Source organism: Wenyingzhuangia sp. IMCC45533, from assembly GCF_054111225.1.
The window spans coordinates 298,737-314,990 of the sequence record NZ_CM134197.1; the positions used below are offsets into that span (position 1 = coordinate 298,737).

The following is a 16,254-nucleotide window of genomic DNA, read 5'->3' on the forward strand; positions in this document are numbered from 1 at the left end:
AATGGATTTATTCAACTCAACTCCCGCTAACTTACTTCCATTTGATGGGGAGGTGTACTATTACCCTAAAGTAATAGCATTACAAAAAGCTAAATTATATTACGACCTACTACTAAATAACATTTCTTGGCAACACGACGAGGCAATTATGTTTGGCAAACATATAACTACAAAAAGAAAGGTAGCTTTATATGGGGACACCAATTACAATTATCATTATTCCAATACCCACAAAACTGCTTTACCTTGGACCAAAGAATTGTTAGATTTGAAACAAATCGTAGAAAAAAAATGCGACACTACTTTTAATGCCTGTTTACTCAACTTGTATCACAATGGTAGCGAGGGTATGGGTTGGCATGCCGATAATGAGAAAACATTAGGTGAACAACCCACTATTGCTTCTGTAAGTTTTGGTGCTGACAGAAAATTTATGTTGAAACATAAAGAATCCAAACAAACTATTTCCATTCCCTTAGAAAAAGGAAGTCTACTCATCATGGCTGGAGATACGCAAACCAACTGGCTACATAAATTGCCTACTTCTACGTTGGTCAAATCACCTAGAATCAACCTCACTTTTAGAAACATTATAACTTAACAGAATAGCCACAATCGGCTCTATATTATTGCTAAAAGCTGTAACTTCGTGTTTCTGCAAAAAAATTACATGGCAACAAACGAGTATATAGAAGTTTTAGGAGCTAGGGCTCACAATTTAAAAAATATTGACGTTAAAATTCCCAGAGATCAACTAGTAGTGATTACTGGCTTGAGTGGTAGTGGAAAATCTTCTTTAGCTTTTGACACTATTTATGCTGAAGGACAAAGGAGATATATTGAGACTTTTTCTGCCTATGCTCGTCAGTTTTTGGGAGGTTTAGAAAGACCTGACGTTGATAAAATAGACGGACTATCTCCCGTCATTGCCATAGAGCAAAAAACTACTAACAAAAGTCCGCGTTCTACTGTAGGAACCATCACTGAAATTTACGATTTTCTACGTTTGTTGTACGCACGAGTTGCAGATGCTTATTCCTACAACACCAACGAGAAAATGGTAAGCTATTCCGATGAGCAAATCAAACAACTAATTCTCAAAGATTTTGACGGAGAGAAAACTTTGGTTTTAGCTCCAGTCATCAAGTCTAGAAAAGGTCATTATCGTGAATTGTTTGAACAAATTGCCAAACAAGGATTTACCAAGGTTCGTGTAGATGGGGTTATTGTTGATATTACCAAAGGGATGAAGGTAGATCGTTACAAAACTCACGATATAGAAATTGTAATCGATAGATTAGTCATCAACCCAGAACAAGAAAAACGCTTAGAAGAAACCATTAAAACAGCAATGTATGCTGGAGATGGAGTACTGATGGTGTTAAAGTTTAACGAAAATAAACCCAGATATTTCAGTAGAGCTTTGATGTGCCCTAGTTCTGGTATTTCTTATCCATTACCTGAACCTAATTCATTTTCCTTCAACTCTCCAAAAGGAGCTTGCCCCAATTGTAATGGTTTAGGAAACACCTCGGAGATTGAACTAAAAAAAGTAATTCCAGATAGCAGTATCTCCATCAAAAAAGGAGGAATCATTCCGTTAGGTCCTCAGAAAAACACATGGATTTTTAAGCAGCTGCAAAGTATTGCGGGAGCTTTTAACTTTAAATTAGAAAGTCCTATTTCTAAAATTCCTAAAGAAGCCATGGAAATTATTTTAAATGGTGGTAAAGAAACCGTTAAAGTAAAAGCCAAAGCTGCTGGAGTTACGCAAACTTATCAAATAGATTTTGAAGGAATCGTTTCCTTTATTAAAAATCAGCACCAAAATGCAGATTCTAAAAGTATACAACGCTGGGCAAAAGATTTTATGACCGACGTGGTTTGTAGTGAATGTGAAGGTAGCCGTTTACGTAAAGAATCTTTATATTTTAAAATTGATGGTTATGATTTAGGAGTACTGGCCAACATGGATATTCGTGAGTTGGCAGATTGGTTTCAAAAAATTGATGATAAACTTAGTGACAAACAAAAAATAATAGGATCTGAGATTACAAAAGAAATCAAAACTAGAATCCAATTTTTACTAGATGTAGGTTTAGATTATTTAACGTTAAATAGGACCTCTAAGTCCCTATCGGGAGGAGAAGCACAACGTATTCGTTTGGCCACACAAATAGGTTCTCAGCTCGTGGGAGTTTTGTATATTTTAGATGAGCCCAGTATTGGTTTACACCAAAGAGATAACGAAAAACTAATCAACTCCTTAGAGCAATTAAGAGACGTAGGAAACTCCGTACTAGTGGTAGAACACGATAAAGATATTATGGAGCGTGCAGACCATGTGATTGATATTGGTCCGGGTGCTGGAGTTCATGGAGGTACTATCGTTAGTGAGGGGTCTTTTGAATTATTTTCTAAAGTAGAAACTTTAACAGCTGATTATTTAACGGGTAGAAAAGAAATTACGGTTCCTAAAAAAAGAAGAAAAGGAAATGGTAACGAACTGGTTTTGAAAGGAGCTAATGGTAATAACTTAAAAAACGTCACCGCTCATTTTCCTCTAGGAAAACTGATTTGTGTAACAGGTGTCTCTGGTAGCGGTAAATCTACTTTGGTAAACGGTACCCTCTACCCTATTTTAAATGCACATATTTACAATGGAGTTAAAAAACCTCAACCTTATAAAAGTATTGAAGGTTTAGAGCATATTGATAAAATCATCGATATTGATCAATCTCCTATTGGTAGAACACCTCGTTCTAACCCAGCCACCTATACCAAAACTTTTGATGAAATAAGAAGTTTGTTTGCCAAAACACAAGAAGCTATGATTCGTGGTTACAAACCAGGTCGTTTTTCTTTTAACGTAAAGGGCGGACGTTGCGAAACTTGTGAAGGTGGTGGTATGCGAGTAATAGAAATGAATTTTTTACCTGATGTACACGTAGAATGTGAAACGTGCCAAGGAAAACGTTTTAATAGAGAAACTTTAGAAATAAGATATAAAGGAAAATCTATTTCTGATATTCTAGAAATGACGATTAATGAAGCTGTTACTTTTTTTGAACACATTCCAAAAATCTACAGAAAAATTAAAACCATCAAAGAGGTTGGTTTAGGATATATTACATTGGGGCAGCAATCTACCACGCTTTCTGGCGGTGAGGCACAAAGAATTAAACTAGCTGCCGAACTCTCTAAAAGGGATACTGGGAATACCTTTTATATTTTAGATGAACCCACTACAGGTCTTCATTTTGAAGATATTAGAGTTTTGATGCAAGTCATTCAAAAATTGGTCGACAAAGGAAATACGGTGTTAGTGATAGAACACAATATGGACGTTATTAAGTTAGCCGATCACATTATTGATATTGGCCCTGAAGGTGGTAAAGGTGGCGGTACTGTTATCTGTAAAGGTACCCCCGAGCAAGTTGCGAAAAACAAAAAAAGCTACACTGCCAAATTCCTTAAAAAAGAACTGTAGCATATGACTTACTAAACACTTCGAGATTCTAACGTCTTTGTCCTGACATATTTATCATTTAAATAACAAAGTAAATACTCGTTTAAACAAAATTTGTTATAAATTCTGTCGATGTATTTATTTAAAAAATTGATTTAGAAATTTGCCATTTATCCAACTTATTAACTAACTTAAGTTAGTTAAAATTTAAAACACGCATACAATGACAGATAAAGAAAGAGCAGAAGAGGAGAGAATTTACGATAAATTCAAGCAAAAAGATTGGAACGAAATTAAGACCAATGATTCTTGGGCAGTATTTAAAATTATGTCTGAGCTGGTGGATGGTTACGAAAAAATGGCCAAAATTGGTCCCTGTGTAAGTATATTTGGATCTGCAAGAACCAAAACTGACGATTCTAATTACATTTTGGCAGAAGAAATTGCTTTCAAATTAACACAAAGCGGATTTGGTGTTATTACTGGTGGTGGACCGGGTATTATGGAAGCTGGAAATAAAGGAGCTCACCGAGGGAAAGGAACCTCTGTAGGATTAAATATTGAACTTCCTTTTGAACAAAATAACAATCCTTGGATAGACCGTGATAAAAACGTGAATTTTGATTACTTTTTTACCAGAAAAGTGATGTTTGTAAAGTATTCGCAAGGATTTGTGGTAATGCCTGGAGGTTTTGGAACTTTAGATGAACTTTTTGAAGCTATCACACTCATCCAAACAAAAAAAATAGGTCGTTTTCCAATTGTTTTAGTGGGAACCAAGTTTTGGGGAGGAATTATAGAATGGATTAAGCAAGTTTTAAGAGACGAGTACAAAACAATTAGTCCAGAAGATTTAAATTTATTTAGAATTGTTGATACTGCTGACGAAGCCGTTGAACACTTGAACAACTTTTACAACAAGTACAAGTTAAAACCCAACTTTTAGAATTGAAATTAACGTTAAGTATTTTTTTTATTATTCTAACACAAAGTCTCTATAGTCAAAATAACAAAATAACTATAGAGGCTAAATTATATCCGCATACACATCAATTAGAAATACAGCAAAAAATTGTTTACTATAACACGAGTAACGATACGCTTAAAAAAATTGTGCTTAGAAATTGGGCAAATAGCTATAAAAATGATAGCACTCCTCTAGCCAAAAGACTTCTTGGAGATTACAAAACCGATTTTTACTTTTCAAACAAAAGCGAACGCGGGTTTAGCGAAATAAATAGCATCCATAGCTCTTCTCACAATACCAAATTTGAGATTCCCAAAAATTTGCAAGATTTGGTGTTCGTAAAAATGAATAGGCCTTTATCTCCTGGTGATAGTATTGATATTGATTTGAATTATAGTATTAAAATACCAGACATTAAGTTTACAGGTAGTGGACACAAAAATGTAGATTACTTTTTAGAAGACTGGCACATCACTCCATCCATATATCAAAATAATCGTTGGTTATTAGATACACATAAAAACCTTAATTACCAATTCAAACATCCCACCGATTATACTATCCGTTTTACGACTCCTATGGGCTACAATATCTACAGCAACTTTAGCGCTGCAAAATCGAATCAGAACTCAGAAGTCACTCATCAATTACAAGGGAAAAATGTTACGCAAACAAACCTTAGTATTGTGTTTTTAAAATCGTATTTGCAAACATCTACGCATCCTGCAAAAATAACGACCAATTTTACCTCTCATAAAGTTAAGCTACCTGTTCAACAAGCTAAAATGCAACAAATGTTGCTGTTTTTACAAGAAAACGTAGGAACTACATCGCAAAACAAAATTTTAGTAGAAAAAAAAGTTTACGACCAAAATCCTATTTACGAACTTAAATATTTACCAAAGCAACTACATCCCTATTCCTCTTTGTTTAAATGGGAAGCAGAATTTTTTAAAGCTTTAACCAGCCAATATATTGATCAAATTATTATCCAAAACAATGTGGAGGATTACTGGTTTACCAGAGGTTTAGAAACTTATTTATTAATTAAATACATCAATCAATATTACCCTGATTCTAAAATATTAGGACGACTTTCTAAAATTTGGGGCGTTAAGTTTATGAATATTGCTAAGCAAGATTTTAATGCTAAATTCTCAATCATACATCAAATTACTGCTAGAGAAAATCTAGATCAAAAATTATCCACTCCCATTGATAAACTATCCAATTATAATAAAAAAGTGGTTTCTCCTTATAAAGCGGGAATTGGTTTTTTATTTTTAGAGGAGTACATCGGTACGGAGACACTTAAAAACACTATTCGGATGTACGTTGAGCAGCATTTGGATAAACCTAGCCGAGCTTCTGACTTTTTAAAATTACTAAACCAAAACACCTCAAAGAACATTGATTGGTTTGAAAATGAATGGTTAAAAACCAACAAAAAAATAGACCATAAAATTGTAAAAACTACTTTTAAAAAAGATAGTGTTCACATCACTTTAAAAAATAACAAATCCATCAAAACTCCCGTACTGGTTTACGGTTTAAAGAATGATAGTATCATTCATAAAACATGGTTTGATGGTTTTTCTGATGTCAAACAAATTGCTTTAGAAAATAGTGACTTAGACAAAGTTGTTTTAAACTACGAAAACATATATCCTGAAATAAATTACAGAAACAACTGGGACAATAAAAAAAACAAATTATTTGAAAGACCTATTCAAATTATGTTATTGAAAGATTTGAATAACCCAAACACCAATCAAATATTTTTAAAACCCGAGGTTGAATATAATTTTTACGATGGTGTTTTACTTGGACTGAGTATACAAAACAAAGCCTATATCAGACAAAATTTAGAGTATGCCTTAAAACCAACCTATGGTTTTAAAAGTAACAGTTTTACAGGGGGGTTCAAGGTAAAATATACAACTTATCCAGAACAGACCAATATTTATGCGACTAGTGTGGGAATTAGCGGTAGCAATTATCATTATGCAGAGGATTTAAACTACAATACCTTGTCTCCTTTTTTTAGTATCGACTTTAAACAAAAAGATTTTAGAGCTTTAGGAACCAATAAAATTACCGCTAAATTTTTATTAATTGATAGAGAATTAGAAAAGGGCATCCTTAAATCTGACGAAGATGAATACAATCTTTTTAAACTAGATTATCTCTTTAAGAAAAACAAGCTGATACATAATTACCAACTAGATGTCAACACTGAAATTGCTAGTAAATTTTCCAAATTAAATACAGAATTTAGATACAGACACTTGACCAGTAACAAAAGACCTATTGAATTTAGGTTTTTTGGAGGATTCTTTTTTTCTAATAAAACTAAAAGCGATTTCTTTAGTTTCAATCAACACACGGCTAATGATTATTTGTTTGAACTACCTTATTTAGGAAGATCAGAAGAAGCTGGTTTACTCAGCCAGCAATACTTTAAAGCACAGGGAGGATTTGTCTCTCAAAACGAACCTGGCTTTGCTAATCAATGGTTAACGAGTATCAATACTAGCGTTGGAATTTATAAATGGATAGAGACGTTTAACAACGTTTCATTGTTGAAAAACCGAAATTCCTCTGCTTTTTTTGATTATGAGGGAGGAATTAGATTGAACTTTATTCCTGATATTTTAGAATTCTATTTACCTGTTTATAATAAAGAAGGTCTTGTTTTTCAAGAAGATAACTATTTAGACAAGGTAAGGTTTGTAATTACTCTTAGAGCTCAACCCATTGTAAGATTTTTAAAACAGCAGTTGTTTTAACAGTTGTTAATAGCTTGGTTATACTGCATTACATTATCAAATTATAAATGATTAACTTTATGCGTTTAAAATTGTAATCAAATATGCCTGTAACTGCGAATTCTAAAAAAGAACAAGAACTGACTTTTCTACAATTTAAGGAGGAAATCTTAAACGATTATTACACCGCTGTATTGAGTCGAGAATGTAGCCTTTTAGGTCGTAAAGAAGTGTTAACAGGTAAAGCTAAATTTGGAATTTTTGGAGATGGTAAAGAGTTGCCTCAAATTGCAATGGCCAAAGCTTTTGAAAAAGGAGATTGGAGATCTGGCTATTACAGAGATCAAACTTTTATGCTTGCTTTAGGAGAATTAACTCCTCAACAATTTTTTGCAGGTTTGTACGCGCATACAGACATTGAGCACGAACCTTTTGCAGCAGGGAGACAAATGGGAGGTCATTTTGCCTCACATAGTTTAGATGAAAATGGAGAATGGAAAAACTTAACAGCGCAGTATAATACCGCTTCTGATGTTTCTTGTACTGCTGCACAAATGCCAAGATTAGTTGGTTTGGCCTACGCATCTAAACTTTACAGACAAGAAAAAACAGTACAAACAGGTTACGAGAAGTTTAGTAAAAATGGTAATGAAGTAGCGTGGGGAACCATAGGAAATGCAAGCACTAGTGAAGGACATTTTTTTGAAGCCATTAATGCTGCAGGAGTTTTACAAATTCCTATGGTTGCTAGTATTTGGGACGATGAATATGGAATTTCAGTACATCAAAAACACCACACTACTAAAGAAAATATTTCTGAAGTACTTAAGGGTTTTCAAAGAGATAAAGACTCAAAGGGAATAGAAATTTTTAAAGTAAAAGGATGGGATTATTCTAGTTTGATTAATGCGTATACAAAAGCATCAGAAATTGCTAGAGAAGAACACGTACCCGTAATGATTCATGTTAGCGAAGTTACGCAACCTCAAGGTCATTCAACCTCAGGATCGCATGAAAGATACAAAAGCGCTGAACGTTTACAGTGGGAAAAAGACTTTGACTGTAATAAAAAAATGCGCGAATGGATTTTAAATTTTGATTTGTCTGATAGCAACGGAAATTTAAAACTTGTTGATAGTGAGGAAGAGTTAATTGCTTTGGAGAAAAAAGCCAAACAAGAAGTTTCTGTTGCCAAAAGAGCTGCTTGGCAAGCTTTTATCAAACCTCTGAAAACTGAGCAAACCGGCTTGTTAAATATCTTGAATAAAGTTTGTGAAGAGAGCATCAATAAAAACTTTATTCAAAAATATAAAAACGATTTAGAAGCTTTAAACGAGGTAACTCGTAAAGATATTTATAGTACTGCTAGAAAGGTACTCGCCTATTTAAAGGACGAAAACATCTCTAGCAAAAAACTATTACAAAGCTGGTTACATAAAAATCTGCCTATTGCTCAAGAAAAATATAGCTCTAAATTATTAAACGACTTTGGAACAGGTGCTTCCTCCATTGAGGAAAAATTGCCTACTTACAGCAACGAAAAAGAAGTTGTTGATGCCAGAGTGATTATTAGAGATAATTTTGATGCCCTATTACAAAAGCACGATAATTTGTTCATTTTTGGTGAAGATGCTGGTAAAATTGGAGACGTTAATCAAGGTTTAGAAAGCTTACAGGATAAATATGGTGAGTTACGCGTTGCTGATACTGGAATTAGAGAAGCAACCATTATGGGACAAGGTATTGGAATGGCTTTAAGAGGGTTGAGACCTATCGCAGAAATTCAATACTTAGATTATATACTATATGCTGTTCAAACTTTAAGTGATGACTTAGCCTGTTTACGTTACCGTACATATGGAAAGCAAACAGCTCCCTTAATTGTTAGAACTAGGGGTCACCGATTAGAAGGAATATGGCATTCAGGATCACCTATGGCTTTAATTTTAAGTTGTTTAAGAGGAATGCATTTATTAGTTCCAAGAAATATGACTAAGGCAGCTGGGTTTTATAATTCATTGTTAAAAACCGATGAACCTGCCATCGTGATAGAAAACTTAAACGGTTATCGTTTAAAAGAAGAAAAGCCTAATAACTTAGGGGAATTTTTAACTCCTATCGGATATTCTGAAACTATTAAAGAAGGAACAGATATTACTTTGGTTTCTTACGGATCTACGTTAAAAATAGTGATGGAAGTTGCCCAAAGAGAATTAGCACAGGTAGGTATCAATGCGGAGGTAGTGGATGTTCAAAGCTTGATGCCTTTTGATTTAGATCATAACATTGCGCTAAGTGTCTCTAAAACCAATCGTTTGGCTATTATTGACGAAGATGTTCCTGGAGGTGCTTCTGCTTACATTTTACAAAAAGTATTAGATGAGCAAAATGCTTATCAATATTTGGATAGCAAACCTATTTGTATTTCTGCTCAAGAGCATAGACCTGCCTACGGTAGCGATGGAGATTATTTCTCTAAACCTTCACATGATGATGTTTTTGAAAAAATCTATGAAATTTTTCATGAAGCAAATCCTGCTAAATACCCTCATCTGTTTTCATAATAGTTTCAATTCCAACGGCACATTCAGCACAACGCTCATGATCGCAATATTGTTTTTTTAGAGTGAGAAGTGCTTGAGTTTCTAAAGCAGATTTTGATTGAAATCCTAGTTCCCCAAATTTTGAGATAACGCTGTTTTTTTCTGGCTTCAATTCATTTAAAATATCTAATAGGTAAGCATTGTCTATTCCTTTTGTTTTATTGTGTAAAAATAAAACAGGTACAATCACATTTATCATAATAATATCTTGAAAACTTTTACTCACCCTTTTAAGTGATTTTTTTGATTCCTTATCAAAATTATAATGTATTTTCCAATACTCCGCCACGCTTACGTTAAACAAATCTTTATATGCACTCAACTGATGATTCATAGACAAAATCTTAGAAAACACGTTTGGAGTTGCCTCATAAAAAGCAATTAGCTGAGCCAATCTTATCGTTGGAAAATTAAGAGGTCTACACCCGTAGAAATTCAGTCTTTTATCCATCGAGTTATTCAATTGGTATTTTTGTTGCTGATAGTAAAATTCTTTTTGCAAACCAATGTAGTAAGCATCTTCCTTCTCCTCTACTAGCAAACCTACCATTCCGTATACAAAGGAGCTTGATGTTTTATTAACAAACTGTTTTCTAATAATTTTGTAGTCTATCTTGGAAAAGACATTATACAAAATATCTCCGTTTACATTCCCTCCAAAATACTTTACCATCATTAAAAACAAAGTTGCCTCCCAATCTCCTTTGGCATCTTTTAAGGTTTTTTCTACCTCTTTGGTTTTTCTCTCTAATCTTTCTATCATGAGACTTTCCAACCAAAATTCAAACTTAAAGTTATCTACATATTTAAAATAATCCTCACAAAAAATCCATTTGCTCTTTTGATTCATTAAACGACTGTTATTTTCTAATACTGATAGAGGAATGTACTGTTTTAGCTCTAAAACGGGGATTTCGTGACCATTTACATCATATACTTCTATATCGTGATGGTAAACTACGTGCAGTATTACATTGCCATAGTTTTTATCTTTTTGATGTTGATGTGCATACCAATCCGAAGAATTTACATGGATCTCCACATTCCCAGCCCACTTTTGTCCATCAATTTTAATGACAGCGCTAGTAATGTCTGGACCACACAAACTATTTAGAGTGCCGAAATAATCAATCTCTAATTTTTGATGACGGGTAGTGCACAAACTCTTTGTGGTAAACAACTTTTGTTGCCATATCAAATGTAAAAAAGACTCTTTCATAGCATCAGTAGAATCTAAAGTTAGAATAGTAAGTTAAAAAATAAATAGTTTATTTTTGTAATACAAAACAAAGAATCCATTAAATATGAATATCATAGACAGTTTAAAATGGCGATATGCAACTAAAAAATTTGATCCGATTAAAAAACTTTCTACCAATCAAATTCAATTGTTAAAAGAAGCATTTAACCTTACTGCTACCTCTTATGGTTTACAGGCACTCAACTTGGTTATTGTAGAGAATAAAGAATTAAGAGAGCAATTATTACCTCATGCATTCAACCAAAGACAAGTGATAGATGCCTCGCATTTGCTCATTATATGTTACCCCGAAAACTACGATGGAAAAGACGTAGAACAATACTTTACTAGGGTTGTCAAGGAAAGAAATACTCCAGAAGAAACTATCAAACCTTTTAAAGATTTTTTAGTGAACGAGTTTAATACAAAAAGCATAAAAGACAAACACAGTTCTTTTGCTAAGCAAACTTATATTGCTTTAGGAAATTTATTGACTGTTTGCGCTTTAGAGAAAATTGATTCATGCCCCATGGAAGGTTTTATTCCTTCTAAAGTTGATGAAATTTTAAATTTAAAATCTAAAAATTTAAAATCTGCTTTGCTATTACCTGTTGGGTTTAGAGCAGAAGACGATTTTATGGCCAACGAGAAAAAAGTAAGAAAACCTTTATCAGAATCAATCATAGAAATCTAATGAATCAATCATTATCACACCTAGAGCCCAAAGAAATTTGGGCTCATTTTAGTTTAATCAATGCCATTCCAAGAGCCTCTAAAAAAGAGCAAGCTATCTCTGATTTTATGGTTTCTTTTGGAAAAAAATTGGGCCTTGAAGCACTACAAGACAACGCACTAAACGTATTGATAAAGAAACCTGCCACTAAGGGCTACGAAAATCGTAAAAAAGTGACTTTACAATCTCACTTAGATATGGTTCATCAAAAAAACAACGATACTGTTTTTGATTTCAATACTCAAGGCATTGAGATGTTTGTAGAAGATGATTGGGTAAAAGCAAATGGCACTACATTGGGAGCTGATAACGGTTTGGGAGTAGCTGCAATAATGTCTGTGTTGGCTAGTCGTACCATTCAACATCCTGAAATAGAAGCGCTATTTACCATTGATGAAGAGACAGGAATGACAGGAGCCTTTGAATTACAACCTGGTTTTATATCTGGAGATATTTTGTTGAATTTAGACACTGAAGAGGATGACGAAATTACCATTGGCTGCGCAGGAGGTATTGATGTTACCGCAAAAAAAACACATCACTTAGTGTCCATCACTCCCAATAGTAAAATGTATAAACTAACGGTTAATGGTTTATCTGGTGGACATTCAGGAGTAGAAATCCACAAGGGGTTGGGGAACTCTAATAAAATAATGAATAGAGTTTTATACGAGTTGAATAAAACTTGCAAATTTCAAATAACAACCATTAACGGGGGCAATTTAAGAAATGCTATTCCTAGAGAAGCATTAGCTCACATCGCCTCTACTGACACGAATATCAATCATCAATTAAAAGAAATCGCAACGGTAATTTTAAAAGAATGGCTAAACAAAGAACCCAATTTATCCATTTCACTAGAACCTACCGAAAATTTAAATAACAAAACCGCTATTAACCAAAAAGAGCAAAGCCAGCTATTACATACTATTTATGCTTGCTTTAATGGTGTTTATACAATGGATGCTAGCATCGATAATTTGGTCGCAACGTCTAACAATTTAGCATCTGTTCGCTTGGAAAACGGAAAAACGACTATTGCCTGCTTAACTCGATCGTCTATTGAAACTGAAAAAGACGATTTGGTAAACCAACTTACCGCAACTTTTACCTTAGGTGGATTTGAAGTAACTACGGATGGAGCTTATCCTGGGTGGCAACCCAATCCAAAAGCTAGTATTTTAAAGGTAATGACCTCTGTATATCAAAATTTATTTAATGATGTGGTTCAGGTAAATGCTTGCCACGCTGGTTTGGAGTGTGGAATTATAGGTAAACACTACCCTGCTATGGAAATGGTTTCTTTTGGCCCCACCATTAAAGGAGCTCATTCTCCAGATGAAAGAGTTAGCATCTCATCCACTCAAAAATTTTGGTTGTATTTACAAGAAATTTTGAAAAATATTCCTGAAAAAACGACTGCCTAATCCATCATTCGTCCCATTCATGATATTTAAGTTTGGTACTATAATTGTTAATATCTTAACTTTTTGTTACAGACAAATAATTGTACTTTTACGAGCATTATAAAATGAAGCTATTCATGGGAAAAATTATTGCTATTGCTAATCAAAAAGGGGGAGTTGGTAAAACAACAACCTCTGTAAACCTTGCAGCCTCTTTAGGAGTGTTGGAAAAAAAGGTTTTAATTATTGATGCAGATCCACAAGCAAATGCTACTTCGGGTTTAGGGATTGATATTGAATCCGTAGAAAAAGGAACCTATGAAATACTCGAACATACTTGTACGGCACAAGAGGCAATTAAAAGTACAAATTCACCCAATGTAGATATTATTCCTGCGCATATTGATTTAGTAGCCATTGAAATTGAGTTAGTTGATAAAGAAAATAGAGAATATATGTTGAAAGAATCTTTAAAACCTATTAAAGATAATTATGACTTTATTATTATTGACTGTGCTCCTTCTCTAGGTTTAATTACTTTAAACTCCCTAACGGCAGCCAACTCGGTGATTATTCCTATTCAATGTGAATACTTTGCTTTAGAAGGTTTGGGAAAATTATTGAATACTATTAAAAGTGTTCAGAAAATACACAACCCCTCTTTGGATATAGAAGGACTGCTATTAACCATGTTCGACTCTAGATTAAGACTATCGAATCAGGTGGTAGAAGAGGTTAAAACTCATTTTAGCAATATGGTTTTTGAAACCATTATACAGCGTAACATTAGACTAGGAGAAGCTCCAAGTTATGGCGAGAGTATTATTGCTTATGATGCTACTAGCAAAGGAGCTATAAATTATATTAACTTAGCCAACGAGGTAATTACCAAGAATTAATTAATATGGCAAAAGCAACTAGAAAACAAGCTTTGGGAAGAGGTCTTTCTGCATTACTGAAAGAAAATGATATGAGTGTTAACTCTGCTAATCACGAGAAAGCTACAGAGATTATTGGTAATATTATTGATTTGGAGTTGGATAAGATTGAAGTAAACCCTTACCAACCTAGAACTTATTTTGATGAGGAAGCCCTAAATGAACTAGGAGAATCTATTAAAATTTTAGGAGTGATCCAACCCATTACTGTAAGAAGGTTAGAAAACAATAAGTTTCAATTGGTGTCTGGAGAACGTAGATTTAGAGCTTCTAAATTAATAGGTAACACCACTGTACCTGCTTATATTCGTTTGGCCAACGACCAAGAAATGCTAGAAATGGCTTTGGTTGAAAACATTCAACGTAAAAACTTAGACCCTATAGAAGTAGCTTTGTCCTACCAAAGATTGATTGATGAAATTAATTTAACACAAGAAGAACTTGGTGGACGTGTAGGAAAAAAGCGATCTACGGTAACCAATTATTTACGATTGTTAAAATTAGACCCTATTATACAGACTGGAATGAGAGATGGTTTTGTAAGCATGGGACACGGTAGAGCTTTGATCAACTTAGAAAACAGTTTAAAGCAATTAGAAGTATACGAGAAAATTGTAAGAGATGGTTTGTCTGTAAGACAGACAGAAGCATTGGTATCTCAGTTAAAACAACATAAAATTGCTCCTGTAAAACCAGAAATTCCAGATTTTGTTACACAAAACGAACAAGTATTTAACAGATTTTTCGGACAAAAAGTAGCCATTTCTGCTAACGAAAAAGGTAAAGGAAAAATAGCTATTTCTTTCAATTCAGAAGAAGAGTTTAATCAAATTAAACAAATACTTAAGCTGGGTGAATAAGCAGTTACTCATAATTATATTACTATTCTTTAGTATTTCGCTGTCTTTTTCTCAAAATAATGATGAAGGCTCTTTGTCTGTTGACAGTCAACAATTTTTAGAGGGAGAAGAATATTTTAATCCTTTATCGCCTTCCAAAGCTGCTTTCTATTCCGCAGTAGTACCAGGACTAGGACAAGCATATAACAAAAGATATTGGAAAATACCCATCGTTTACGGAGCTTTAGCTACCAGTTTATACTACTATACTATTAATAATAATACGTTAAAAGATGTAAGAAGAGCTTTTAAACTGAGAGCTGCTGGTAAACCTGATGAATTTGATTTATTCTCGAATCAAAGTTTGGAAAATGCTCAAAAAGTCTTAAAAAGGAATAGAGATACTTCTTTAATAGTATTTATTGGTTTATATGCTTTGCAAATTTTAGAAGCCAGTATTGATGCTCACTTACTACAATTTAACATATCAGATAAAATTACATTCGATCCTAAGTTTATGCAACAACGCGCAAATAACAGAAATTATTTAGGATTGTCTTTAAACCTTAATTTTTAAAAAATGAAAATCGCATTATTAGGATACGGAAAAATGGGACAGACTATTGAAAAAATAGCTGTAAATAGAGGACACCAAATTGTAGTGATTGTAGATGAAAATACTAAAGAATACGATATTACTTTGGCTGACGTAGCGATAGATTTTAGTATTCCTTCTGTGGCTGTAGATAATATTTCTAACTGTTTTAAACATGGGGTACCCGTGGTATCTGGAACAACAGGATGGCTGGCAGAATACGACAACATGGTAAACCTGTGTAACGAAAATAAAGGGGGATTTATTTATGCATCTAATTATAGTTTAGGAGTTAATATCTTTTTTGAATTGAATCAACATTTGGCTAAAATGATGAAAAATCTTTCGCAGTACGATGTAACTATGGAAGAAATACATCACAAACAAAAATTAGATGAACCTAGTGGTACTGCCATTACCTTGGCAGAAGGAGTTATTGAACACACCAAATACAAAGGTTGGGAAGTAGATAAAGCCACTGAAGAACTAAACATTCCTATTAGTGCTATCCGTAGCCCAGAAGTACCAGGTACGCATACGGTAGATTATACCTCAGATGTAGACAGTATCGAAATCAAACATACTGCTCATAACCGTCAAGGTTTTGCTTTAGGAGCTGTAATTGCTTCTGAATGGCTTGTAGGAAAAAAAGGAGTTTTTACTATGAGAGACGTTTTAGGTTTATAATATTTAACA

The 16,254-nt window shown here is 33.7% G+C and carries 12 protein-coding genes; 11 read left to right on the forward strand and 1 reads right to left on the reverse strand.

Going from position 1 to position 16,254, the window contains the following annotated elements; translation table 11 throughout:
* Window position 1: 1 nt before the first annotated feature.
* From ACXGQW_RS01335 to ACXGQW_RS01355, 5 genes are all read left to right on the forward strand, one after another.
* On the forward strand, window positions 2–601 hold the full coding sequence (locus tag ACXGQW_RS01335; protein WP_457823312.1) for an alpha-ketoglutarate-dependent dioxygenase AlkB family protein: 600 nt from the start codon (window positions 2–4) through the stop codon (window positions 599–601).
* 69 nt (window positions 602–670) lie between these two features.
* Window positions 671–3,490, forward strand: coding sequence for an excinuclease ABC subunit UvrA (gene uvrA, locus ACXGQW_RS01340; protein ID WP_457823313.1), 2,820 nt, complete (start codon window positions 671–673; stop codon window positions 3,488–3,490).
* Between the two features lie 202 nt (window positions 3,491–3,692).
* A complete protein-coding gene (locus tag ACXGQW_RS01345; protein ID WP_457823314.1) occupies window positions 3,693–4,415 on the forward strand; it encodes an LOG family protein in 723 nt (240 codons plus the stop codon).
* A gap of 2 nt (window positions 4,416–4,417) precedes the next feature.
* Window positions 4,418–7,225 (forward strand): M1 family aminopeptidase, encoded by a 2,808-nt coding sequence (locus tag ACXGQW_RS01350; protein WP_457823315.1) that lies wholly within the window; start codon window positions 4,418–4,420, stop codon window positions 7,223–7,225.
* Between the two features lie 83 nt (window positions 7,226–7,308).
* Window positions 7,309–9,768, forward strand: a complete 2,460-nt coding sequence (locus ACXGQW_RS01355) for an alpha-ketoacid dehydrogenase subunit alpha/beta (RefSeq protein WP_457823316.1) — start codon at window positions 7,309–7,311, stop codon at window positions 9,766–9,768.
* On the opposite strand, the gene ACXGQW_RS01360 is transcribed toward ACXGQW_RS01355, so the two are convergent.
* A complete protein-coding gene (locus ACXGQW_RS01360; RefSeq protein WP_457823317.1) occupies window positions 9,743–11,026 on the reverse strand; it encodes a DUF2851 family protein in 1,284 nt (427 codons plus the stop codon). The two genes, ACXGQW_RS01355 and ACXGQW_RS01360, sit on opposite strands and share 26 nt — an antisense overlap.
* An 85-nt stretch (window positions 11,027–11,111) precedes the next feature.
* On the opposite strand from ACXGQW_RS01360, the gene ACXGQW_RS01365 reads away from it, so the two are divergent.
* The 6 genes from ACXGQW_RS01365 to dapB all read left to right on the forward strand — a co-directional run bounded on the left by ACXGQW_RS01365 (window position 11,112) and on the right by dapB (window position 16,245).
* Entirely contained in the window at window positions 11,112–11,741 is a 630-nt protein-coding gene (locus ACXGQW_RS01365; protein WP_457823318.1) for an NAD(P)H-dependent oxidoreductase, read from the forward strand.
* Window positions 11,741–13,207: an aminoacyl-histidine dipeptidase gene (locus ACXGQW_RS01370; RefSeq protein WP_457823319.1), complete on the forward strand. Its 1,467-nt coding sequence runs from the start codon at window positions 11,741–11,743 to the stop codon at window positions 13,205–13,207. The genes ACXGQW_RS01365 and ACXGQW_RS01370 overlap by 1 nt, the downstream gene beginning before the upstream one ends.
* Window positions 13,208–13,323: 116 nt before the next feature.
* Window positions 13,324–14,085 carry a ParA family protein gene (locus ACXGQW_RS01375; RefSeq protein ID WP_457823320.1) on the forward strand — a complete coding sequence of 254 codons (762 nt, stop codon included), beginning with the start codon at window positions 13,324–13,326 and terminating at the stop codon, window positions 14,083–14,085.
* A 5-nt stretch (window positions 14,086–14,090) separates the two neighbouring features.
* The gene (locus tag ACXGQW_RS01380; protein ID WP_457823321.1) at window positions 14,091–14,984 is read left to right on the forward strand and encodes a ParB/RepB/Spo0J family partition protein; all 894 of its coding nucleotides are present in this window, start codon (window positions 14,091–14,093) and stop codon (window positions 14,982–14,984) included.
* The gene (locus tag ACXGQW_RS01385) at window positions 14,977–15,540 is read left to right on the forward strand and encodes a DUF5683 domain-containing protein (protein WP_457823322.1); all 564 of its coding nucleotides are present in this window, start codon (window positions 14,977–14,979) and stop codon (window positions 15,538–15,540) included. The genes ACXGQW_RS01380 and ACXGQW_RS01385 overlap by 8 nt, the downstream gene beginning before the upstream one ends.
* Window positions 15,541–15,543: 3 nt before the next feature.
* Window positions 15,544–16,245, forward strand: a complete 702-nt coding sequence (gene dapB, locus ACXGQW_RS01390; protein ID WP_457823323.1) for a 4-hydroxy-tetrahydrodipicolinate reductase — start codon at window positions 15,544–15,546, stop codon at window positions 16,243–16,245.
* Window positions 16,246–16,254: the final 9 nt, after the last annotated feature.

Coding starts and splice junctions, on each gene's coding strand:
- ACXGQW_RS01335 (WP_457823312.1), top strand. CDS start 2: ATGGATTTATTCAACTCAACTCCCGCTAACTTACTTCCATTTGATGGG.
- uvrA (WP_457823313.1), top strand. CDS start 671: ATGGCAACAAACGAGTATATAGAAGTTTTAGGAGCTAGGGCTCACAAT.
- ACXGQW_RS01345 (WP_457823314.1), top strand. CDS start 3,693: ATGACAGATAAAGAAAGAGCAGAAGAGGAGAGAATTTACGATAAATTC.
- ACXGQW_RS01355 (WP_457823316.1), top strand. CDS start 7,309: ATGCCTGTAACTGCGAATTCTAAAAAAGAACAAGAACTGACTTTTCTA.
- ACXGQW_RS01360 (WP_457823317.1), bottom strand. CDS start 11,026: ATGAAAGAGTCTTTTTTACATTTGATATGGCAACAAAAGTTGTTTACC.
- ACXGQW_RS01365 (WP_457823318.1), top strand. CDS start 11,112: ATGAATATCATAGACAGTTTAAAATGGCGATATGCAACTAAAAAATTT.
- ACXGQW_RS01370 (WP_457823319.1), top strand. CDS start 11,741: ATGAATCAATCATTATCACACCTAGAGCCCAAAGAAATTTGGGCTCAT.
- ACXGQW_RS01375 (WP_457823320.1), top strand. CDS start 13,324: ATGGGAAAAATTATTGCTATTGCTAATCAAAAAGGGGGAGTTGGTAAA.
- ACXGQW_RS01380 (WP_457823321.1), top strand. CDS start 14,091: ATGGCAAAAGCAACTAGAAAACAAGCTTTGGGAAGAGGTCTTTCTGCA.
- dapB (WP_457823323.1), top strand. CDS start 15,544: ATGAAAATCGCATTATTAGGATACGGAAAAATGGGACAGACTATTGAA.